This is a genomic window from Limosilactobacillus reuteri subsp. simiae, from assembly GCF_020784875.1.
Lineage (GTDB): Bacteria > Bacillota > Bacilli > Lactobacillales > Lactobacillaceae > Limosilactobacillus > Limosilactobacillus reuteri_H.
Genome location: NZ_JAJGUI010000105.1, coordinates 38,014 through 58,500 on the forward strand (window position 1 = coordinate 38,014; position 20,487 = coordinate 58,500).

The 20,487-nt window shown below is 39.6% G+C and carries 22 protein-coding genes; 4 read left to right on the forward strand and 18 right to left on the reverse strand.

All coding sequences use genetic code 11. The annotated features are described in order from the left end of the window. Positions 1-5 precede the first annotated feature (5 nt). The 13 genes from LMC10_RS06150 to LMC10_RS06210 all read right to left on the reverse strand — a co-directional run bounded on the left by LMC10_RS06150 (position 6) and on the right by LMC10_RS06210 (position 11,629). Positions 6-1,079 carry an EpsG family protein gene (locus LMC10_RS06150; RefSeq protein WP_324294036.1) on the reverse strand — a complete coding sequence of 358 codons (1,074 nt, stop codon included), beginning with the start codon at positions 1,077-1,079 and terminating at the stop codon, positions 6-8. 30 nt (positions 1,080-1,109) lie between these two features. Further along, positions 1,110-2,099 carry a glycosyltransferase gene (locus tag LMC10_RS06155; RefSeq protein ID WP_229269226.1) on the reverse strand — a complete coding sequence of 330 codons (990 nt, stop codon included), beginning with the start codon at positions 2,097-2,099 and terminating at the stop codon, positions 1,110-1,112. Continuing rightward, the gene (locus tag LMC10_RS06160) at positions 2,089-3,084 is read right to left on the reverse strand and encodes a glycosyltransferase family 2 protein (RefSeq protein WP_229269227.1); all 996 of its coding nucleotides are present in this window, start codon (positions 3,082-3,084) and stop codon (positions 2,089-2,091) included. The genes LMC10_RS06155 and LMC10_RS06160 overlap by 11 nt, the downstream gene beginning before the upstream one ends. A 10-nt stretch (positions 3,085-3,094) precedes the next feature. After that, positions 3,095-4,090: a glycosyltransferase family 8 protein gene (locus tag LMC10_RS06165; protein ID WP_229269228.1), complete on the reverse strand. Its 996-nt coding sequence runs from the start codon at positions 4,088-4,090 to the stop codon at positions 3,095-3,097. A 52-nt stretch (positions 4,091-4,142) separates the two neighbouring features. Next, on the reverse strand, positions 4,143-5,183 hold the full coding sequence (gene rfbB, locus LMC10_RS06170; protein ID WP_229269229.1) for a dTDP-glucose 4,6-dehydratase: 1,041 nt from the start codon (positions 5,181-5,183) through the stop codon (positions 4,143-4,145). An 11-nt stretch (positions 5,184-5,194) separates the two neighbouring features. Continuing rightward, positions 5,195-5,776: a dTDP-4-dehydrorhamnose 3,5-epimerase gene (rfbC, locus tag LMC10_RS06175; RefSeq protein WP_229269230.1), complete on the reverse strand. Its 582-nt coding sequence runs from the start codon at positions 5,774-5,776 to the stop codon at positions 5,195-5,197. A 13-nt stretch (positions 5,777-5,789) separates the two neighbouring features. Continuing rightward, the gene (gene rfbA / locus LMC10_RS06180; RefSeq protein WP_229269231.1) at positions 5,790-6,659 is read right to left on the reverse strand and encodes a glucose-1-phosphate thymidylyltransferase RfbA; all 870 of its coding nucleotides are present in this window, start codon (positions 6,657-6,659) and stop codon (positions 5,790-5,792) included. Positions 6,660-6,670: 11 nt separating this feature from the next. After that, complete coding sequence (locus tag LMC10_RS06185) at positions 6,671-7,330, reverse strand: sugar transferase (protein WP_229269232.1); 660 nt, start codon at positions 7,328-7,330, stop codon at positions 6,671-6,673. 23 nt (positions 7,331-7,353) lie between these two features. Next, complete coding sequence (locus LMC10_RS06190) at positions 7,354-8,100, reverse strand: CpsD/CapB family tyrosine-protein kinase (RefSeq protein WP_229269233.1); 747 nt, start codon at positions 8,098-8,100, stop codon at positions 7,354-7,356. 12 nt (positions 8,101-8,112) lie between these two features. Further along, a complete protein-coding gene (locus LMC10_RS06195; protein ID WP_229269234.1) occupies positions 8,113-8,988 on the reverse strand; it encodes a YveK family protein in 876 nt (291 codons plus the stop codon). A gap of 19 nt (positions 8,989-9,007) precedes the next feature. Continuing rightward, on the reverse strand, positions 9,008-10,009 hold the full coding sequence (locus tag LMC10_RS06200; RefSeq protein WP_229269235.1) for an LCP family protein: 1,002 nt from the start codon (positions 10,007-10,009) through the stop codon (positions 9,008-9,010). A gap of 393 nt (positions 10,010-10,402) precedes the next feature. Beyond that, positions 10,403-10,801 carry a winged helix-turn-helix transcriptional regulator gene (locus LMC10_RS06205; protein WP_228341280.1) on the reverse strand — a complete coding sequence of 133 codons (399 nt, stop codon included), beginning with the start codon at positions 10,799-10,801 and terminating at the stop codon, positions 10,403-10,405. Between the two features lie 105 nt (positions 10,802-10,906). Then, positions 10,907-11,629, reverse strand: coding sequence for a hypothetical protein (locus LMC10_RS06210; RefSeq protein WP_229269236.1), 723 nt, complete (start codon positions 11,627-11,629; stop codon positions 10,907-10,909). A gap of 216 nt (positions 11,630-11,845) precedes the next feature. On the opposite strand from LMC10_RS06210, the gene LMC10_RS06215 reads away from it, so the two are divergent. Continuing rightward, complete coding sequence (locus LMC10_RS06215; protein ID WP_229269237.1) at positions 11,846-12,421, forward strand: helix-turn-helix domain-containing protein; 576 nt, start codon at positions 11,846-11,848, stop codon at positions 12,419-12,421. A 9-nt stretch (positions 12,422-12,430) separates the two neighbouring features. After that, positions 12,431-12,667: a hypothetical protein gene (locus tag LMC10_RS06220; RefSeq protein ID WP_066036079.1), complete on the forward strand. Its 237-nt coding sequence runs from the start codon at positions 12,431-12,433 to the stop codon at positions 12,665-12,667. Between the two features lie 42 nt (positions 12,668-12,709). Here LMC10_RS06220 and LMC10_RS06225 read toward each other — a convergent pair whose 3' ends face one another. The 4 genes from LMC10_RS06225 to LMC10_RS06240 form a co-directional block, all read right to left on the reverse strand. Continuing rightward, positions 12,710-13,222: a hypothetical protein gene (locus LMC10_RS06225; RefSeq protein WP_324294035.1), complete on the reverse strand. Its 513-nt coding sequence runs from the start codon at positions 13,220-13,222 to the stop codon at positions 12,710-12,712. A gap of 44 nt (positions 13,223-13,266) precedes the next feature. Further along, the gene (gene glpK / locus LMC10_RS06230) at positions 13,267-14,769 is read right to left on the reverse strand and encodes a glycerol kinase GlpK (RefSeq protein ID WP_229269239.1); all 1,503 of its coding nucleotides are present in this window, start codon (positions 14,767-14,769) and stop codon (positions 13,267-13,269) included. 133 nt (positions 14,770-14,902) lie between these two features. Continuing rightward, positions 14,903-15,088, reverse strand: coding sequence for a 2-hydroxymuconate tautomerase (locus LMC10_RS06235; protein WP_065533034.1), 186 nt, complete (start codon positions 15,086-15,088; stop codon positions 14,903-14,905). 79 nt (positions 15,089-15,167) lie between these two features. Continuing rightward, positions 15,168-16,997, reverse strand: a complete 1,830-nt coding sequence (locus LMC10_RS06240; protein ID WP_229269240.1) for a cation:proton antiporter domain-containing protein — start codon at positions 16,995-16,997, stop codon at positions 15,168-15,170. A 137-nt stretch (positions 16,998-17,134) separates the two neighbouring features. On the opposite strand from LMC10_RS06240, the gene LMC10_RS06245 reads away from it, so the two are divergent. Continuing rightward, positions 17,135-18,538 (forward strand): C69 family dipeptidase, encoded by a 1,404-nt coding sequence (locus LMC10_RS06245; protein WP_229269241.1) that lies wholly within the window; start codon positions 17,135-17,137, stop codon positions 18,536-18,538. A 66-nt stretch (positions 18,539-18,604) separates the two neighbouring features. On the opposite strand, the gene LMC10_RS06250 is transcribed toward LMC10_RS06245, so the two are convergent. Next, the gene (locus LMC10_RS06250) at positions 18,605-19,294 is read right to left on the reverse strand and encodes an LPXTG cell wall anchor domain-containing protein (protein ID WP_229269242.1); all 690 of its coding nucleotides are present in this window, start codon (positions 19,292-19,294) and stop codon (positions 18,605-18,607) included. Between LMC10_RS06250 and LMC10_RS06255 the strand changes: the two genes are divergently transcribed. Further along, the coding region (locus LMC10_RS06255; protein ID WP_229269243.1) for a hypothetical protein at positions 19,275-20,487 on the forward strand (1,213 nt) is incomplete at its 3' end. The two genes, LMC10_RS06250 and LMC10_RS06255, sit on opposite strands and share 20 nt — an antisense overlap.

A 20,487-nucleotide genomic window follows, 5' to 3' on the forward strand; every position in this document is an offset into this window, starting at 1 on the left:
TCAAGTTAACTATTAAATGAATATGGAATAATGTCTCCCATATTCTTTGATAATTTATAATATAAAAGGATAAAACCAGCTATCATTATAGTTGAAGTTAGAATAGCTTTAGCTGTATTACGATTAGAAAATTTAGTTATAATCTGTTCAACAGAAAATGGTAAAAGAACAGTTGAATATATAGCAAAATAATCTGCCATTCGAATAAGTAATTGTAATTTATAACCTGCAATATAAATCATTGCACCAATACCTGAGAAAAACAAAATATTTGAAAATATCTTATTTTTTAAAATATCAGGACTTAATAAAGGCGTTATAACCACAAATACCATGATAAACAATCCAAGAATAATTGTTCCCCCCTTAGAGGATAACGCATTTGAATTGAAGGTATTTAGATACATTTCATAGTGGCCAAAAATACTTGCAAATTTATTTAATAGACTTCCAGAAGCAAAAATAAAAATACCTGAAAATAATACAGCAATTATTAATGTCTTTTTTGATTTTTTTAATTTTAAAATAACTATATTAATAAAACAAATTATTGCAGTACTATGAATACCTACTGCTATTAAAAACAACAGCAGTCCCCACAGCCATCTGTTTTTAATACATAAATATGTTGCAATCAGAGATATTGAAACTGCTAACATTTGGCGCTGAATATTAAACGCATTAAAATAATAATAGAAGGTTATATATATATATATACTTAGAAATCCTTCATAATAATTAGTTTTAACTAAATAAACAAATAAAATATATAAAGAAACAGTTAGTGTGGATAATACCATTAAAAATACATGATAGTTACCATTTGTCAAAATCCAAATTATGTTACTTATCCAATTATATACAGCTCCTCCTCCTTGATTAAAATCGGTAAGACGTTGTAAATAAATCCCAACATATTGTGAAGTATCAGTTCCAACCCAATATGACCTCATCCCCATAATTATTGAAAAATGTATGGCTACCAAAACATAGTAGGTTCTTTCAAGATTAGGCCTTATTAAATAAAAGAAGAACGAATAGCAAAGAAAAATAAATATCTGTATAAAATAAAAAAGCACTTTATTCCTCCATAATCATTTCAAGCAGTATTAGATTATTTTCCGTTTAAAAGTCTTTGTATATTTATACAATCTAAACAACAAAATAGTTTTAATTGATGCATTGCTGATCACACTATTAGAAGTTTTAATTCTATATTTTTTTAAAAATCGCAAAGACTTTATTCCACCATTATTCAATGCTGCTTGTAACTCTGTACTAAAAGCATTCTGCTTACTAAGTGTCTCTATAAAGTACAAGTCATCCCAGTATACTGCTGCATGTTGATTTACTATTTGTGGTAACTTAGTAAATAATCTTTTTAGCATACCTAGTTTACCGTAGTTCCCTGGTGTTCCAGAAACATTATTTCCAGTTCGCCGATATAGAACAAGAGGACGATCAATAAATTTAATTTTCCCAGTCATGGCAGCGTATTTACCAATATAATTATCATGAGACATATTATATTTTTCAGTATTTTCATCTACATAGACTTGTTCCCACAATTGCCGATTGTGAGCCATTGTAGTTCCCCAAATATAGCGATAACTAAAGAAAAGATTGTATGGATTTCCCGTGACATCAATATTAGTTGATTCTGACATCTTTGTTTTTGTGTCTTTACCTTCAGCAGTCATAAATTCAAGATCTGAATAGCAAAGAGAAGGTTGTGCTTCATCAGCTAAACGTTCGATTTCAATTGCCATTTTTTCATTAATCCAAATATCATCTTGATCACAATAAAAAAAGTATTGGTAGTTCTCATTAGGAAGTGATTTAACATATCTCATTACATTATAGAAATTATTAAATGCACCATGATGATCAGAATGATGTAAGATCTTCTTTATACGATCATCTTGAGCCATATATTTTTCTAAAATTTGAAGCGTTTGATCGCTTGAACCGTCATCACTAATATACAAATCCCAATTATGAAAAGTTTGATTTTCGAGACTGTTTAATTGTTCTTCTACATATTTTGCGCCGTTATAAGTAGTCATCATGATAACAGCTTTATTTTGATTAATAGCCATATTTTAACACCCAAAGTCGATATAGAATTTTTGTAAAGGGGAGCAATGCATAATTATTTGATCTAATTAAGTGAATAAACCGATCATCATTTAATCGTTGATAGCTTGCTTCAGAAATATTATGAATATTCTGGTCAAATATAGTTATTTTATTTTTAGCTATCTTTGTTTTTAACAAAAGATATGTTCTCATTGTACTTCCAATAGATCGCTTAAATGTATTAAATATGGTACTGTCTTGGTTTGATTTCATACCATTATTTGTGAATTTGTCATAGAGCCGTACTAACTGATATGAAACTTTCTCTTGCATTCCCACATTCTTCAACATATTATTTTTATTAACACTTTGATCACTACTCCCCAATCGGTACATATATAAATAAAGATTTAAATATGTAATTGTTTGAGAAACATAGGTTGCCCAAACCACGTATTCAACATCAACATAAAAACAATTTTCAGTTATATGAACATTATTTTTTTTCAATAACTCTGTTTTAACAGTTAAAGTGTGGAGAACTACTCGTTTGATATCGAAGTCGTTATTCCAAGTATATTCTTTATTTGCTTCCATTCCTTTAACTAAGCAAACTTTATTGGTACGATTTGGATATACCTCAACATGATTCGTTAAAACCATATCGGAATCTAAATGCTTTAATTCATCAATAAATTTAATTAACGCATCTGTATCTACCCAATCATCACCGTCAATAACTTTAAAATACTTACCTGTCGCTAATGAAATTCCTTTATTAATTGTAGAGCCATGTCCCCCATTTTCTTTTTCTACATATTTAAATGTTTGTGGAGCAATTTTTTCATATTTTTGAGCTACCAATTTTGTATTGTCTTTAGAACCATCATCAACAATTAATACCTCTAAATCATTATAAACTCGAGCATCATTGAATGACTCTAATGTTTTATCTAACGTTTTTTCTACATTATAAGCTGCAACTGAAATTGTTAATGTCTTCACGATTATCTCCTTAATTAAATCTATTTTTTAATGGCCTTACATATTTCTGAAAGACTCCTGCACCCAATAAAATGGTATCTTTTAATCCATACTCAAAAAGAATATTAATTAATTTTTTCTTTTTACTCATTTCTATTTGCAGAGGTTGATTTTTCCATGGAGTTTCTTGATAAAACTTCAACCATATTTTTTTACACTGGTGATTGCTATTTTTAAACCATGGCCGAATTGAGTAAAAACTACTAGTAAAATGTAATATTACTGGATTTTCTTTAGCTTTTGCTATTATCCTTTCTGAATAAAAATTAACTGGTGATCGGTATAATTTTATTTCTCTATAATCTAAATCATAAAAAATAGAAACAAGATTATATCTAGGATCAAGGGTAAACGTTTTATTGCTTAACACTGAATTAAGAACTCCTTGATCCCCCTGTTGTACTTTTCCATGGCGCTGTCTTATAAAGGAAATTGCCTTTTCTTTAATTTTATTATCTCTCCACGCTTTTAAATCAATAAGCATTACTCCAGAATTAAACATTAAATCATCATTTACAAGGTTAATATTTTTACGATAGTACTTGCTAAATGCATCTTTTAATGCTGCAATTATATCTCCTTTAAGCTCGATATTCCAAAGATCTTTCAGTGACGAAAGAATTAATGTATCACAATCTAAATACAACACCCTTTCTACTGAATTATCCAAGACGTCCCCAATGAATAATCTAGAGTATTGACTAAAAGATCCCCTATCATTTTTTACATCAATTCCTATTTTTTTAGATATTGATTCTATTTTGATCCATTTCAGGGATGCATTAACAAAATTATCACAAATTTTTTCTATTCTAAATTTATTCTCTTTACTAATACCACTATCCAAAATAAAAAAATTTATTTTTTCAGCTTCCTTGTTATTTCTCAATAACGACAACAAAGAAGTTCCTAAGACTGGAGCAAATGTATCATCAGTAGCATATACAATATTATAAATAGTTTTCATTTTTTATCCCTATAAAAAGGTCAGGTAACCATTGGTCACCTGACCATATTAATTATTGACCGTTTTTCGCATATTTTGCTTCAACTGCGGCTTTTTCATCTTTCCACCAATCTTGGTGTTCCGTATACCAATCAATCGTGTGTTGTAAGCCGGTCTTGAAGTCAGTGAATTCGGGCTCCCAACCAAGTTCAGTCCGGAGCTTCGTGGCATCAATGGCATAACGCAAATCATGTCCGGGACGATCCTTAACATGGTCATAAGCATCTGTAGGTTGGCCCATTAACTCTAAGATCATTTCCAGAACTTCTTTGTTGTTCTTTTCACCATCGGCTCCGATGAGGTAAGTCTCACCGATCTTACCCTTGGTCAAAATATCCCAAACCGCCCGCGAATGATCATTAGTGTGAATCCAGTCGCGGACATTCTTACCGGATCCATAAAGCTTGGGGCGAATACCGCTCAAGATATTGGTAATCTGACGAGGAATGAACTTTTCAATGTGTTGGTAAGGGCCATAATTATTGGAACAATTGGAAATCGTTGCCCGTAAACCAAATGACCGGACCCAGGCCCGTACTAACAAATCAGAGCTAGCCTTTGATGAAGAGTAAGGACTTGATGGCCGGTATGGTGATTCAGGCGTAAACTTTTCTCCTTCCCCTTCACCATGATCGGGTAAGTCTTCCCGCAATGGTAAATCGCCATAAACTTCATCCGTTGAAATATGGTGGTAACGGACGTCATACTTGCGACAAGCATTAATTAAAACCGAAGTCCCAACAATATTAGTTTGGATGAACGGGGTAGGATCAATCAAGGAATTATCATTGTGACTTTCCGCCGCATAATGCACAACGGCATCAGCATTGCTTACCAACTTATCAACTAAGTCTTTATCACAAATATCCCCGACTACGAGTTCAACTTTATCCTTTGGCAAGCCATCAAGATTAGCCGGATTACCAGCATAAGTCAGTTTATCTAAAACCGTAATGTGTTCAACTTCCGGGTGGTGGTTAACAACGTAGTGAACAAAGTTAGAACCGATAAAACCGGCTCCCCCCGTAACAATAATATTCTTAAATTCTTCCATAATAACCTCGCTTAAATTTCACCATAAACAAATGGGTTATCTTTTTCAAATTCAGTTAAGGTTGGTTGAGCGGCATCTTTCTCGGAAGTAATGGCCTTATCAAATTCAATTGGCCAGTCAATGTTTAATTCTGGCGTCTTAAAGGAAATTCCCCCATCAGCTTCCGCATCATAATAATTATCGCACTTGTAAACAAAGTTAACATTATCAGTTAGCGTCAAGAAGCCATGGGCAAAACCACGTGGGACTAGGAGTTGACGGTGGTTACTTGCGGATAAGATATAACCTTCCCATTGCTTGTATGTTGGTGAACCCTTCCGTAAGTCAACGATCACATCAAGAATAGCGCCGGTAACTACCCGGATTAACTTTGTTTGGGCTGCTTTTCCCCGTTGAAAGTGTAGTCCGCGCAAAACACCCGCCTGCGTTGAAAGTGATTGGTTGTCCTGAACGAAATCAAAATCAATCCCAGCTGCCTTAAAGTCACGATCAGAGTAAGTTTCTTCAAAGAAACCCCGGTGATCACCAAAGACGGCGGGAGTAATAATTTTGACGTCTTGTAGTTTGGTTGTTTGAACGTTTAATTTTCCCATTATCTGTTCACTCCTAGTCCTGTTGTGCTAAACGTAATAAGTATTGACCATAGTCATTCTTCTTTAATGGTTGAGCAAGTTCAACCAATTGGTCCTTATTAATGTAACCCATCCGATAAGCAATTTCTTCTAAGGAAGCCACTTTTAAGTTTTGCCGCTTTTCAATTGTGGCGATGAAATTGGCTGCTTCAAGCATTGAATCGTGGGTGCCGGTATCTAACCAGGCATAGCCACGACCCATTAACTTGACATCGAGTTTACCTTGACGCAGGTATTCCTTATTAACATCAGTAATTTCAAGTTCGCCCCGATCTGATGGCTTGATATTTTTAGCAATATCAACTACTTGATTATCATAGAAGTAAAGACCAGTCACGGCATAATTACTCTTGGGATGAACCGGCTTTTCTTCAATCGATAAGGCGTGCATCTGGTCATCAAAGTCGACCACGCCAAAACGCTCCGGATCATTGACATGGTAGCCAAAGACCGTGGCGCCATCCGTTTTTTGTGCTGCTGATTGAACTAATTCAGACAGACCAGCTCCATAATAGATATTGTCTCCTAAAATCAAACAAACACTATCGTCACCAATAAAATCTTCGCCGAGAATAAAAGCTTCGGCGAGTCCATTTGGCTGGTCTTGTACCTTATAGGAGAAGTTCAAGCCCAAACTGGACCCGTCACCCAATAATTCTTCAAATAGTGGCAAATATTCTGGTGTCGAGATCACCAAAATATCCCTAATTCCGGCTAGCATCAAGGTCGACAGCGGATAATAAATCATCGGCTTATCATAAACCGGAATCAATTGTTTTGAAATACCACGCGTAATTGGATAGAGGCGGGTTCCTGACCCACCGGCTAAAATTATTCCTTTCACAAATACTCCCCCTAATAAGATCCATTTGGTTTAATTATTATTTCAACAGTTTTCCAGATAATCCATAAATCAAACATAAAACTAGCACGCTGAATATATTGAATATCTAATTGCACCATTTCATTAAAACCAACTTCATTCCGTTCAGTTGCCTGCCACAATCCTGTACAACCAGGCGTCACATATAACCGCTGCTTGTCATAATCACTATACTCTGCCACTTCAGATGGTAGCGGTGGTCGAGGACCAACTAAGCTCATATCGCCTTTAATTACATTTAAGAACTGGGGCAATTCATCTAGACTGTGTTTACGAATAAAATGACCAATTTTAGTTACTCGTGGATCATCTCTCATTTTAAACATTGGTCCTTCAACGTCATTTTGTTCTTTTAGTTTAGCTAACATTTGGTCAGCATTTACAAACATTGACCTAAATTTATACATTTTAAATGTCTTCCCGTTTTTTCCTACTCGTACTTGTTTGTAAAAAACGGGACCATGATCCTCAACCTTAATTAAAATTGCGATAACAAGCATTACAGGACTTAAAATTATAACTCCGCATATAGCTGCCATAAAGTCAAAGATCCGTTTAATACTGTGATACATAAAGCGTGATTTGATTTGCTTTTTATTGAGCGAAACAGCCTTACTTTCTAACAAGTCCATACCCCCTTTATTATCTTAATTTTTTATTTACCTGTATCTTCTCCATAACCATAGCCATAACCATAACCGTAGGCAGCATCACCATCGGCATTAACATCATTCATTACGTAACCAAGTAAATTAGCATGTGCTAAGTTTAATAATTCAACGGCCCGCTTAACGGCTAATTTTTGAGTTTGTCCTTGCTTTACAACTAAGACAACCGCATCAAGGTGACGTGACAGAATTTGCGTATCAGTAACTTCTAACATTGGTGGTACATCCACAATGACCATATCGTAAATACCTTTGACCGTATCCAATAATGTTTTCATCCGTTGTGAGTTCAAGAGCTCTGCTGGATTAGGTGGAATAGGTCCCGCTGTTAAGATATCGAGGTTATCGATCCCACTTGGTTGAATAATTTCTCGTAAATCAACGGAATTAGTACCACTAGTCAAGATCGTCGTTAATCCATGTTGATTACTCTTGCTAAAAGTGGCGTGAAGAGTTGGGCGTCGTAAATCCGAATCAATTAATAATACCCTTTGTCCTGTTTGTGCCCATACTACGGCAACGTTATCCGTTACGGTTGACTTTCCTTCACTTACATTGGCAGAGGTCATTGCTAAAGTCTTAATCGGCTTATCGATCGCCATGAAGTTAATGTTGGTCCGAATCGTTCGGAACTGTTCGGAAATTGGGCTCTTCGGGTGAGCAACGGTAATCAATTTTGCCCCATTATCCATGGTATCTGTTGATTGTTGTTGTGTTCGATGAAATAATGACATATTCTCTCCTCCTTAAACCCGTCGATTACCATTATTTTGGCGCCGACTCTCTTGATTATTAACTTTAAAGTCCCGGCTCATCTCAATATGGTTCACATGGCCTAGATTAGTTAAGCCTAGTTCATTAGTAAGGTAATCATCATCGTGCACACTGGTATCCATTAAGTCGCCGATCAAGATGTATAGGAAACTGAGGATTAAGCCTAATACAGCACCAGCTAAGGCGAATAGCTTCTTATTAGGGAATGATGGTTCATCTGGTGTACTTGCCCGTGAAACGATTGTTACATTGTTGACACTCATGATCTTCTTAATTTGTTGCTTGAAGACATTAGCAACGGTATTAGCAACTACTGCTGACTCTTGCGGATCATCAGTTTTAACTTGAAGTGAAAATACTTGTGAATTCTGCTGAGTTGAAACACTAATTGCCTTTTTTAATTCATCGGTTGAAAGACTATAACTCTTTCCGCCACGTTCAACGACTGCTGGTTGGGCTTCCTTAATCAACTTCCGTGTACCATCTGCGTTGCGACGGTATTCTGCTGGTTGAGCCGGTTTGATAACGCGCACTGGATTTTTAAGTTGCTTACTAGCCTTACTCAAAATCACTTGGTTAGTAATGATATCCTTATAGGTATTAATCATTTGGATATCCGCTTGTTGATTCGTATAAGCTTGACCATTATCGTTATTTTCATGTTTTTGATTAACTAAGATTTCTGTCGTTGCCGTATACTTTGGTACCACGACGAACTGGGCCACGACATACCCCAGTACTCCGGCTAGTAATGTCCAGATAATTAACATCTTAATATGTTTACGACAGAGCATCATTAACCGATGCAAATCAATTGTATTATTCGCTGTTTGTTGTGAACTATTCACGACTTCTACTCCTCATGTATTAATTTTTTAGACTATTTTGTAACAAGTTAGTGATCCGTTGTTGCTCACTCGTTGGCACAACTTCAAAGGCTTGACCATCTTCATTTTGCCCTCGCCCTTGCGCATGATCTTGAACGATATGTTCATTAGTATCACGATAGCTTTGCGCTAACCGCATCATATCATTGAAGGTCAAATCAGTTTGTGAGTTATCAGATACTGACCGTAAGAATGACCGGTTAAGAACCGTCTTATATGAAACGGACTTCTTAAGCAAAGCAGTGATTACTAATCGTTGCCGTTGTTGCCGACCATAGTCACCGTCAGGATCGTCATACCGCATCCGACTAAATTGAAGGGCCTTTTTTCCATTCATGTGGTAGGTCTCACCCTTCTCAAAGTGATAGCCTTCATAATCAAACGTCAATGGGGACTTGACATCAACTCCACCGACTTGGTTGATGGCCTTTTCCAAGCCACCCATGTTGACTAAGACATAGTAGTCAATTGGGATATTGAAGTGGTCCTGGATCGTATTAATTGATTCCTTTACTCCCCCATAGGTATAAGCAGCATTGATCTTTGCTGGTGAATATTGCGGATAACCTGGTAAGTTAACCTTCATATCCCGAGGAAGACTAACAATCGTGGTTGTCTTCGTCTTCGGATTCAAGGTCATGATCATCATCGTATCCGTCCGACCCTTATAATCCCGACCGAGTGCTCCAGTATCAGTTCCTAACAGGAGGATTGAAACAGGCTTCTTTTGGTCAAGAACCTTTTGTGCATCCCGCGACTTGGTAGCACCCGCGCTACTGTACATATCATCAGTCGTTGACTTTAAGTTGTGCCATGCCATCCCCGCAAAGAACAGGGCGACGAGGACTAATACCCCTACAACTGACCAGAAGATCTTCCATCCCCGGTGACGCCGATGATGTCTGTGGTGGTGATGGTGATGTTCCGGTTGTTGCATACCATCATCGTTATTATTCAAGGGTCGATTATTTTCGTCTGACATAAAAAATTTCTCCCATTTTTGACTAACGCCGTAATTAAAAAAATCCACTAGTGCAACAAGTTACATTACTGGAAACCTACACTAACAATTGTAAATAACGAGTTGCGAACTTTTTTAATATCAGTTGTCAGTCAATCAAATTTATAATTACTTAATACATTATTAAGAATGTAACATGGATAGTCAAGGACGAATTTCATAACTTTTTCACACTTTCGTCAAATCATCAAGTTCCTTCTCGCTTTCCTTGTGATTATATCAGCCTTTTAACGGGTAAATCGCGAATTCTGATCGTTAATCACCTGTTTATTTCATTTTAGTTACAAATTCAAATTTGACTATTAGCCTAACAAAAAAGCACCCAGGAAATTTTCCTTAGGCGCTCACCGTTCGTTAAATATATTCATTAAGCTTCTCATTATATTTAATCAGCTCTGACATACTGGCATCTTTTTCCGGCTCAACGATCTGCGTGGAAACTCGGTTAGCAGAGTCATCCATTTGTTGTCGCCCCCAGACGCTCATGGTTAGGATCATGTTACGCAAGTCATTACCATCATCGGTCAATGAATACTTGTTTTCTTCATCAACAACTGGATTAACAATTCGCAAGTTCTGCAAGGATGTTATTTCTTCTTTAAGAGCAACATCTGTTAAATCTGGTAGCAATTGATGTAATTCCTCAATGGCAAATGGCCGAAAGCCTAACCAAAAGATAATCCGTGGTTGCCATCGATCTTCTAAAACATCTAGTGTGTATTTTACGCCACACTCATCTTTCTTTTCAGTCATAAAAATGCTCCATTCTATTACTTAAGCTACTCCTCTTCACCACCTATTATAACAAGCTAATGGACTAATGTTTAATTATTGTGCATTTTTGTGCTGTCTTTTCTCTCAGAACTTATTTATCACCCGTTTTACTTCTTTAACAAGTTCAGCGGGTGTTTCTTCGCCATATACCTTCTTATGAGCCTTGTTCAGAATATGTAAAACTGTTCGGATAAAGAGATCAAGTGCCAACTTACGAAGTTTCGTATAAACACAATAATCACCAAAGTAGGTTCGTTCGAAGAGCTCCCTTTTCACCTTCCCCAGGCGATGCATCCAGTATTCAAAGAGAGAAAGCTGGTCATTAGCAACTTCATCAGCAGCACTTACAATTCGTCGAAAAGTGCGCTCAGAAGTAGCAATTTGGACGTGGTATTTATCTCCCGCTCGGCCATTCATAATCATTTCCACCCTCTTATCACTCTCTAACTCACTAGCGTCCTCCATCAAATGAACCATGTAATAAATAACCTGTTCATTTGATGATCCGCAAGTTGGCACTAGGCGATGGTGACCAGCAACATACCCCCGTGTTTGACAACCGACTTTAGCAAAATGCACTTCCATTTCATACTCATAAATTAGATTCGCCTGTGCAAAGCGACTAAGGACATCTTTCAACCGTTCCCGAATAAGCAGCTGTTCCCCATCGGCAGTTAAGACAAACGTTCGATTTTGATCGTAAGCCGTTAACAGTAAGGTGTTATCCCACCGAACCAGGTAGTTTGCCACTTCCCCATCAATTTTTAATTTATTCAGCATGGTCATATCAATTGTTTTACGAACCACAATTATCTCCTCCAAGCAAATCATAAAAAAGTGCAAATTCGCTGTAAAACGTTTCACTTTTAATATGAATATTAAGATACTGAGATAAATCTGCCCTGTCAACGTCTTTTTAGGACACTTTCGCCCTATTTTATCGTTCGCTAAGACGGCAGATTTTTTGGTAAGTTAACGGTACTCAAGAGCTCTTGAGAATATTTTCAAAGGATGTTCTCAATAATGAATTATAAAAAAATTTCTGACGGTTTAACTTTTCTGATGAGTGATAAGCGGATCACGATTGTCCATGGGGTATTAAAGAGTCTCGGGGTCTCACCGCGCCGGGACGACTATGATGATTTTGTCCAAGATGCTTCAATTATCTTTGCCCAGGCCTACACTGATTTCTTGCAGGAGAAAGATGAAGTCGAGAACGAACGGGACTTGATGTGCTTTGCTTACCAACGGATGCGGTGGCGGTTGCTAGACCGGTTACGGCGGCAGCAACTTGAAAGTTTCCTCTTTAATTACACCCTCGACAATGAGGAAGATGATCATGACTACGACGAGACAATGGTTGACCATACAGCGACCGCCCCATTTGCTCACCTGGAAAATAGCGACTTTCTTAACTACCTCTACCACCACTGTCCCCGCGTTCAACAACGGTACTTGATTGCCAAACTCAACCACCATTTGAGTGACCGGCAGATTGCGGATGAGTACCAGGTCAGCCGGGCAGCCGTTTCACAGTGGCGACGCGGAGTAATTACCCGTGCCCACCAGCTTCGTGCTAAAATGAAAGGAGAGTTTTGAGGTGAGAATGTGGAAAAACATGAAATCGACCATCAAGCTAAGTGGCTCCATATTAAGTATGACGGCGAAGATCGTGATGATGAGTGCGTTAATGAGCTTAGCATTTATCAGAACGCTGACGAGCCTGAGCTGCAAATGCTGGTGTCAAATATTGATTTTGATAATATCAGCCATGATAATACTTTTGCACTGACAAAAGAGGATGCGAAGGTATTGATTGACTACTTGCAAAAGTGGATTAACTAAAAAACAGGTCTGGATTGCTCCAGGCCTGCTTTTTCTATTCTCTTACTTGATACTTTCCCGATCCAAACTTTCCCCCAACATTTTCCAATAATCCATGATCATTGCAAAGTCGATGGGGCCTTGAATTCCGAGGTCGAGTTGGGTAATTTTTTGTAACTCATTACTCAATAAGACCCGGAAGTCAGTTAATTTAATAATCGTCGAATGAGGCGATGGTGGTACCAAATCAAGGACGTGATCCATGAGGTCTTCAATCAAACCAGCATAGAAGTCCATTAAATCCTCGCTTGGCACAGCAGTTGGGTCTAATAAGTGGTTCCGTTCGTTATTAAAAACCTCATACCACCGTGCCATGGAATTCCAATAGGCATTATAGAGGCGTTTACTTTCCTTATCAGCGTATTCTAACTGGTAACGACTCAAAATTTTCCACTGTTCTAACAAATCAACATAGAGTGATTCATGAGGGTAAGCCGTGTCTTCCCGGGTTTCCTTAATAAAGCGTGCCAAATCATCAGTCATCTGAACCGGTGTTTTCATTTTCATTTCTCTCATTTTCCTTTTATATTAGTTTGTTGAATGGTGATCAGTGTGTTTAGTTAATTTCTCCCATAAAACTGCGCAGCTGCAATGGCGCGTTGCCATCCCCGATACAAGTCAGCTGCCTTTTGCGGATCCATCTGCGGATCAAACTGGTCGCCAATCCGTGATAGCTTCCGTAACTCATCCTGGTCTTCCCAGAAATCAACGGCCAATCCAGCGAGGAAGGCTGCTCCCAGGGCGGTTGTTTCTTCCATTGCTGCCCGCTTAATTGGCGTTTGTAAAATATCGGCTTGAAACTGCATCATAAAGTTATTCCGTGATGCTCCCCCATTAACCGTTAGTGCTGTTAGTGGTAATTGGGTGTCCTTGACCATCGTATCGACAACATCTTTGGTCTGGTAGGCAATTGCTTCTAAGGTTGCACGAATAATGTGTCCCCGTTCAGTTCCCCGGGTAAGGCCAAACATTGCGCCTCGCACTTCTTGATCCCAGTACGGTGCTCCCAATCCCGTAAAGGCGGGGACGACATAAACGCCACCAGTGGTCTTGGCATCGACAGCCATTTGTTCGGACTCGCTGGCTTTCTTAAACATCTTGAGGCCGTCCCGCAACCATTGAACGGCAGAACCAGCCACAAAGATACTCCCTTCAAGTGCGTAATGGGTTTGTCCATCCAGACCGTACGCAATCGTTGTCAACAAGCCATTATCCGAAAGCGTGGGTTCCAGCCCCGTATTCATAACGATGAAGGCCCCTGTCCCATAGGTGTTCTTGATTGAACCCTTATCATAAGCTGCTTGACCAAAGAGGGCCGCTTGTTGGTCACCCGCAATCCCGGCAATTGGAATCTGGACACCATAGAAATGGTAATCGCCAGTATAACCGTAAATGGCTGAACTTGGCTTTACTTCTGGCAGAAGTGACTGCGGAATCCCAAGCAAGTCGAGGATATCTTGATCCCAGTCGAGGGTATGAATATTGAAAAGCATCGTCCGGCTGGCATTGGTCACGTCTGTTGCATGGACCCGCCGTCCCGATAAGTTCCATAGTAACCAAGTATCGATGGTCCCAAACATCAAGTCTCCCTTCGCCGCTTTTTCTCGGGCACCAGGGACATGGTCAAGGATCCACTTGATCTTGGTGGCCGCAAAATATGAATCAATCACTAGGCCGGTCTTTTTGTGGATCATATCCTTATAACCATCTTTAATCAATTGTTCGGCGATATCGCTTGTTTGCTTCGATTGCCAGACAATTGCGTTATAAATCGGCTTCCCGGTATGGCGATCCCAAATAACCGTCGTTTCCCGTTGGTTAGTAATCCCAATCGCCGCAATCTTATAGGGTTTGATCTGGGACTTAATCATTACGTTTGAAATCACCGACTGAACGCTATCCCAAATCTCCAGGGGATCATGTTCGACCCACCCTGGTTGCGGGAAGTGTTGGGGAAATTCCTGCTGGCTGATTGCGACCTTGTTTCCGTCATGGTCAAAGATAATCGCCCGTGAGCTCGTCGTTCCCTGGTCAATCGCCATGATATATTGTTGTTCACTCAATTATATTCATCCTTTCGCTGCTAATTGCGAGCAGTTTCTACCTATATAATAAGAAGAAACTTGATGGATTTTGGATCATACAAAAAAGCCACCGTGCAAAGACTGAACTGCCTCCCCGATGACTCTCTTGTTGTTACTTGTCGCTGACCATCTTACCAGCTACACTATAGCGGTCTTTGCGCATCTCATTCAACACGATATGCACCCGTTCAGCAGGAACGTTGGCATTCTTTGAAATTGCTGCTGTAACATCCTTTACGAGAGCCTTTAATTGCTCATCGGTCCGGCCTTCAATTAAGTCAATATGAACTAATGGCATAATCCGTGCCTCCTTCTAAATTCATTTAAAATCTTACCATAAGAGCGCTTTTACGGCAATTACATTAACGAAAAATATTTTAATTAACGCCGCGCAAGGCTTCACGAACCTCTTCGGCTGCTTTCCGGTCCCCAGTAAAGAGGATATGATCGCCATACTCGATAACCGTATCACCATGCGGGTCGATTGGCTTGCGCTTCCGGAAGATCCGACTAATCGTAATGTTATTAACAAATGGCAATGTATGCAGTTCACGTCCAGTATAACGTGAATTAAGGACGGTTGCTTCGTATAGGCCAGCTTCAGTATCGGTCAACATCCGCAAGATCAATGGTGATTCAATCAAGGCCCGCAACACACTACTCTGGACATTAAAGCTGTTAAAGATTTCAATGCCTTTTTCCCGCAACGCAGCAATCTCTTTCGGGTCTAGCCGCGGATTGTTTTGACTGGCAATTACCCGTTTTACCCCATGCTCTTTGGCGATCTGAGCTAACCGCGCTGACTTATGATCATTTAAGAACCCAACAACAACAATGTCACAATCAAAGTATCCCCCTTGCTCAAGGGCCTCTGCATCAAGCTTCGGCAGGTACTCTAAATGCTTCACCTGACTATTATAGGTCTTGAAGTTATTTTCATTGTCCGTAACCATCCGTACGTCATACCAGTTCTTATATAGTTGTTGGGAAATCGGAACAGTTAAGGTATTGGTTCCGATAAAATTAACCTTTTGCTTGATCAAATCAGATTTTTCAAGCTTATACATTGAATTGAAGACGATTGGCGCAATGATACAGACAATTACGGCAGCCAATGTAAAGGCATCGGATTGCGCACTAGTAATTGCATGCAAATTCCGCGCAACTTGTAAGGTTGGTAATACCAAGGTAATCGTTGTCGCTACTAAAAAGCTGCCGGCAAATGAATTGCGAGGCTTAAAACGGCGCCGATAAATAAACATGGTTGGCAATTTAGCAAGCAAAAAGCCGATGACCAAAATCGGAATCAGGGCTAGTGCTTGGCGGTTAGCAAATAAATTCTTCAAGTCAAGGCGGTCACCCGTCATGATAAAGAAGAACGGGATCAGGAAACCATAACCAATTGAGTTTAACCGGTCTTCAGTGGCTTCACTTGGTTCAAGCAGTTTCATGACCATCCCGGCTAGGAAGGCTCCCAGGATATTTTCCGCTCCCACTGTCTCGGCGATTGTTACTAAGGCGAAGATCAAGAAGAAAGCTAACCGAATATCAAGTTGAGTGGTTGATTTGGAAATTTTATTAAACCAAATAAACGGTTGCTTAAACCGCCGCAACAGGAAAAAGGCCGCCAAGAAGAGGAAGACAATTAAGCCCAAGCGCTTGGCATTGCCCCCATTAATGGATGCATAGAAGGTCAATGCAAGCATCGGGACCACTTCCCCTAATACCGCCGTCAGTAGTAGGGTCTGCCCCACTGGCTTTTGTAAAATATCCTTTTCCTTTAACGTCGCGATAACAACTCCGAGGGCGACGGTTGAAAAAATAATTGTCGCTAACAAAATATCGCTAAATAAGTGCAAACGGCTAATAATTAAAGCAATCACAAATGAAGAAACGACAATGAGGCCAAACGCCTGTGAAGCCATAATTACTGGCGATTTACTATCACGTTTTTTCCCGGGGGTCTTACGAAAAAGATCAAAATTAATCTCCATCCCCGACAAAAACATTAACATAATAACCCCCAACGACGACAAGAAATTCAACGTCCAATTGGGGTTAACGATATTAAAAAAACTTTTTCCGAGAATAATACCGGTTAAGATTTCCGCAATCGCCGTCGGAATCGAGGAAACCTTAAACCGTGCCATAATAATAGGAATAATTAACGCCGCTAACATAACAATTAACAGTGATAATTGTTGCATATTATCCTCTCCTTTCCTATTTTATACAGCAATATTATATACTTCTTAACTTGAAATTAAAATATTCCAACTAAATCGACTTAAATCACGGTTCGCGGTACAATTAATACAATACGCAAAAGGAGAATGTATTATCTATGGGGAATAAATTAACTGCATGTACAAGTATTTTAATTGGTAAAGGGGCCAGCATCGACGGCACAATCATGATCGGTCGAAATGAAGATGCCAAAGCTGCCTGGCCCAAGCATATGGTTGTTCACCGCCGTGGGGAGATGCCCAGCCATTTCATCTCTAAGGATACCCGTTTAGAGCTCGACTTGCCAGGAGAAAGCGCTCAGTATACGGCAACTCCGGAATGGACAGATAAAGACGGGTTGTTTGAAGAAGATGGGATTAATGAATACGATGTGGCAATGAGTGCGACTGAAAGTGCTTATTCTAATCCCCTCGTTTTGGGCTATGATCCACTAGTTGAAAATGGTCTAAACGAAGAGGCAATGATTACCGTGGTTTTACCATACGTTAAGACGGCACGTGAAGGAGTCCAACGCCTTGGTAATTTGATTGCGAAATACGGAACCGGCGAAACGAACGGGGTACTTTTTGCTGATAATGACGAAGCTTGGTACTTCGAAACCGGTGCAGGTCACTACTGGGTTGCACAACGAATTCCGGATGATTCATACGCGGTGGTTGCCAACCAACTGGCAATTCAAGAAATTGACTTTAATGATACGAATAATTTCATGTTTCATCCTGGAATTCAAGAGTTTGTGGAAGAACATGACTTAAATCCTGACCCATCCTCCTTCAATTTCCGCAAAATCTTTGGGACTGCTGATCGGTCAGACGCAATTTACTCTGAACCGCGGGTATGGGCTGGTCATCAAATGTTTAGTCCCCGGCAAGCAACAGAGGAGACCCCAGAATCAACTGAATTGCCATTTATCATGAAGCCGGATCATAAATTGTCGATTTTTGATGCCCAGAACTATCTCAGTAACCACTATGAGGGAACCGAATTCGATCCCCTTGGTCACGGTGAACACGCTCATAAGTACCGGCCAATCAGTTTAGCTAAGACCCAAGAGTCACATATTTTACAGATGAACCGGCCGGGTGCTAATATTCACTGGTTAGCAATGGGGGTCGCTGCTGAAAGTACCTATGTGCCATTCTTCAACGGCATTACTGATACGCCAGCCCCTTACAAGCGTGGGAAGCTGCCGGCCCAGCTCAACTCTGCTTACTGGATTTTTAAACATGCCAGTGTGCTAGTTGACAGCCACCTGCACGATTTCCTTCCATTATTACGGGACGTACAAAAGGAACGAAACGCCGCGGCCATTAAGATGATTGCGGAAACTGATCGTCGCCTCCCAAGCCTCAAAGGAGAAGCACGAGCAACTTTCTTAACGCGGCAAAGTGACGGTTATGCTACCGATACATTGAACGCATATAAGAAATTAAGCCTTGAGCTAATTACGAAGATGACTGATTATTGTGAATTAAACTTTAATACAGACGAGAACCTGTAAGATAAAAAAGAAGCAGCTCCTAAGTTGGAATTTCCAGCTTAGGGGTTGCTTTTTGTATGCACCTAATTATTTATCTTCGTTGTGCTTTTTCTTCTTCGCAATTAACAAGAGCAAGACTGCTTCTAATGACATTAGACCAAGCAATTCAGCCGTTGTTTGACTGGCATTACCGGTTTGTGGAAGCTTTTTGTTTTGCTGACTGGTCTTATTTACATTACTGTTTTCAACTGAGTTTTGGGCAGTTAAGTCAACAGTTGTGTGCTTATCAGCAATAGATGTATTTGTATTTTCAAGACCGGAAGCATTTGTACTATTAGTAATACTCAAACTCAATGAAGATGAGCCGTTTCCAGATCCATTCGTCGACATTGAACCAGAGCCACTATTATCTGGGAATGGTGTTACTGGCGATTGACTACCACTAGTAGATTCTGATCCATTTATCGATGAAGAATTACTAATTGAGGTTGAAGTACTTTCACTAGGATTAATCGAGGTGCTTTCACTTGTTGAAGGTGAAAGACTAGCACTCGTCGAAGCAGATGTGCTTGAGCTTATCGAAATCGATTCACTCGTACTAATCGACATTGATACTGAATCACTGATTGACTCAGATGGGTTATCTGGGTGTGGGTTTACTGCCGAATCACTAGTTGAACCACTGATTGAAGCGGAAACTGATTCACTGGTGCTTAATGAGGCGGAGGTGCTTTGACTGAGTGAGGTTGATGCCGAATTGCTGAGACTCTCACTCATTGATACCGAGTTGCTGAGGCTTTCGCTCATTGAGACCGAGTTGCTGAGACTTTCGCTCATTGAAACGGAATTACTTAAGCTTTCACTCATTGATACCGAGTTGCTGAGACTTTCACTCATTGAGACTGAATTACTCAAGTTTTCACTCATCGATACTGAGTTACTTAAACTCTCACTCATCGATACCGAGTTACTCATGCTCTCACTCATCGAGACTGAGTTGCTTAAACTCTCACTTATTGAAACGGAGTTGCTGAGACTCTCACTCATCGATACTGAGTTACTCATGCTCTCACTCATCGAAACTGAGTTGCTGAGGCTTTCGCTCATTGAGACTGAGTTGCTTATGCTTTCACTCATTGATACCGAGTTGCTTATGCTTTCACTCATCGATACTGAGTTACTCATACTCTCGCTCATTGAGACTGAGTTGCTTATGCTTTCACTCATCGATACTGAGTTACTCATACTCTCGCTCATCGATACTGAGTTACTCATGCTTTCGCTCATTGAGACTGAGTTGCTGAGGCTTTCACTCATCGATACTGAGTTACTCAAACTTTCGCTCATTGATACCGAGTTGCTTAAGCTTTCGCTCATACTTACCGAGTTACTCAAACTCTCACTCATTGATACCGAGTTGCTTAAACTTTCACTCATCGATGCGGAGTTGCTTAAGCTTTCACTCATTGAGACCGAGTTGCTGAGGCTTTCGCTCATTGATACCGAGTTGCTGAGGCTTTCACTCATCGATACCGAGTTACTCATACTTTCGCTCATGGAAACGGAGTTGCTTAAGCTTTCGCTCATTGATACCGAGTTACTCATGCTCTCACTCATCGATACTGAGTTGCTTAAGCTTTCGCTCATTGAGACTGAGTTACTTAAACTCTCACTCATTGAGACCGAGTTACTTAAGCTTTCACTCATGCTTACTGAGTTACTCATGCTCTCACTCATTGATACCGAGTTACTCATACTTTCACTCATGCTTACCGAGTTACTTAAGCTTTCACTCATCGAAACGGAGTTGCTTAAACTCTCACTCATGGAAACGGAGTTGCTCAAGCTCTCGCTCATCGATACGGAGTTACTTAAGCTTTCGCTCATTGAGACTGAGTTGCTGAGGCTTTCGCTCATGCTTACGGAGTTGCTTAAACTTTCACTCATCGATACCGAGTTACTCATACTTT

Bases quoted from the DNA above. Each gene is read 5' to 3' on its own strand.
- LMC10_RS06155 (WP_229269226.1), bottom strand. From the start codon at position 2,099: ATGGCTATTAATCAAAATAAAGCTGTTATCATGATGACTACTTATAAC.
- LMC10_RS06165 (WP_229269228.1), bottom strand. From the start codon at position 4,090: ATGAAAACTATTTATAATATTGTATATGCTACTGATGATACATTTGCT.
- rfbB (WP_229269229.1), bottom strand. From the start codon at position 5,183: ATGGAAGAATTTAAGAATATTATTGTTACGGGGGGAGCCGGTTTTATC.
- rfbC (WP_229269230.1), bottom strand. From the start codon at position 5,776: ATGGGAAAATTAAACGTTCAAACAACCAAACTACAAGACGTCAAAATT.
- LMC10_RS06185 (WP_229269232.1), bottom strand. From the start codon at position 7,330: ATGGACTTGTTAGAAAGTAAGGCTGTTTCGCTCAATAAAAAGCAAATC.
- LMC10_RS06190 (WP_229269233.1), bottom strand. From the start codon at position 8,100: ATGTCATTATTTCATCGAACACAACAACAATCAACAGATACCATGGAT.
- LMC10_RS06200 (WP_229269235.1), bottom strand. From the start codon at position 10,009: ATGTCAGACGAAAATAATCGACCCTTGAATAATAACGATGATGGTATG.
- LMC10_RS06205 (WP_228341280.1), bottom strand. From the start codon at position 10,801: ATGACTGAAAAGAAAGATGAGTGTGGCGTAAAATACACACTAGATGTT.
- LMC10_RS06215 (WP_229269237.1), top strand. From the start codon at position 11,846: ATGAATTATAAAAAAATTTCTGACGGTTTAACTTTTCTGATGAGTGAT.
- LMC10_RS06225 (WP_324294035.1), bottom strand. From the start codon at position 13,222: ATGAGAGAAATGAAAATGAAAACACCGGTTCAGATGACTGATGATTTG.
- LMC10_RS06235 (WP_065533034.1), bottom strand. From the start codon at position 15,088: ATGCCATTAGTTCATATTGACTTAATTGAAGGCCGGACCGATGAGCAA.
- LMC10_RS06240 (WP_229269240.1), bottom strand. From the start codon at position 16,997: ATGCAACAATTATCACTGTTAATTGTTATGTTAGCGGCGTTAATTATT.
- LMC10_RS06245 (WP_229269241.1), top strand. From the start codon at position 17,135: ATGGGGAATAAATTAACTGCATGTACAAGTATTTTAATTGGTAAAGGG.
- LMC10_RS06250 (WP_229269242.1), bottom strand. From the start codon at position 19,294: ATGAGTGAGAGTCTCAGCAATTCGGCATCAACCTCACTCAGTCAAAGC.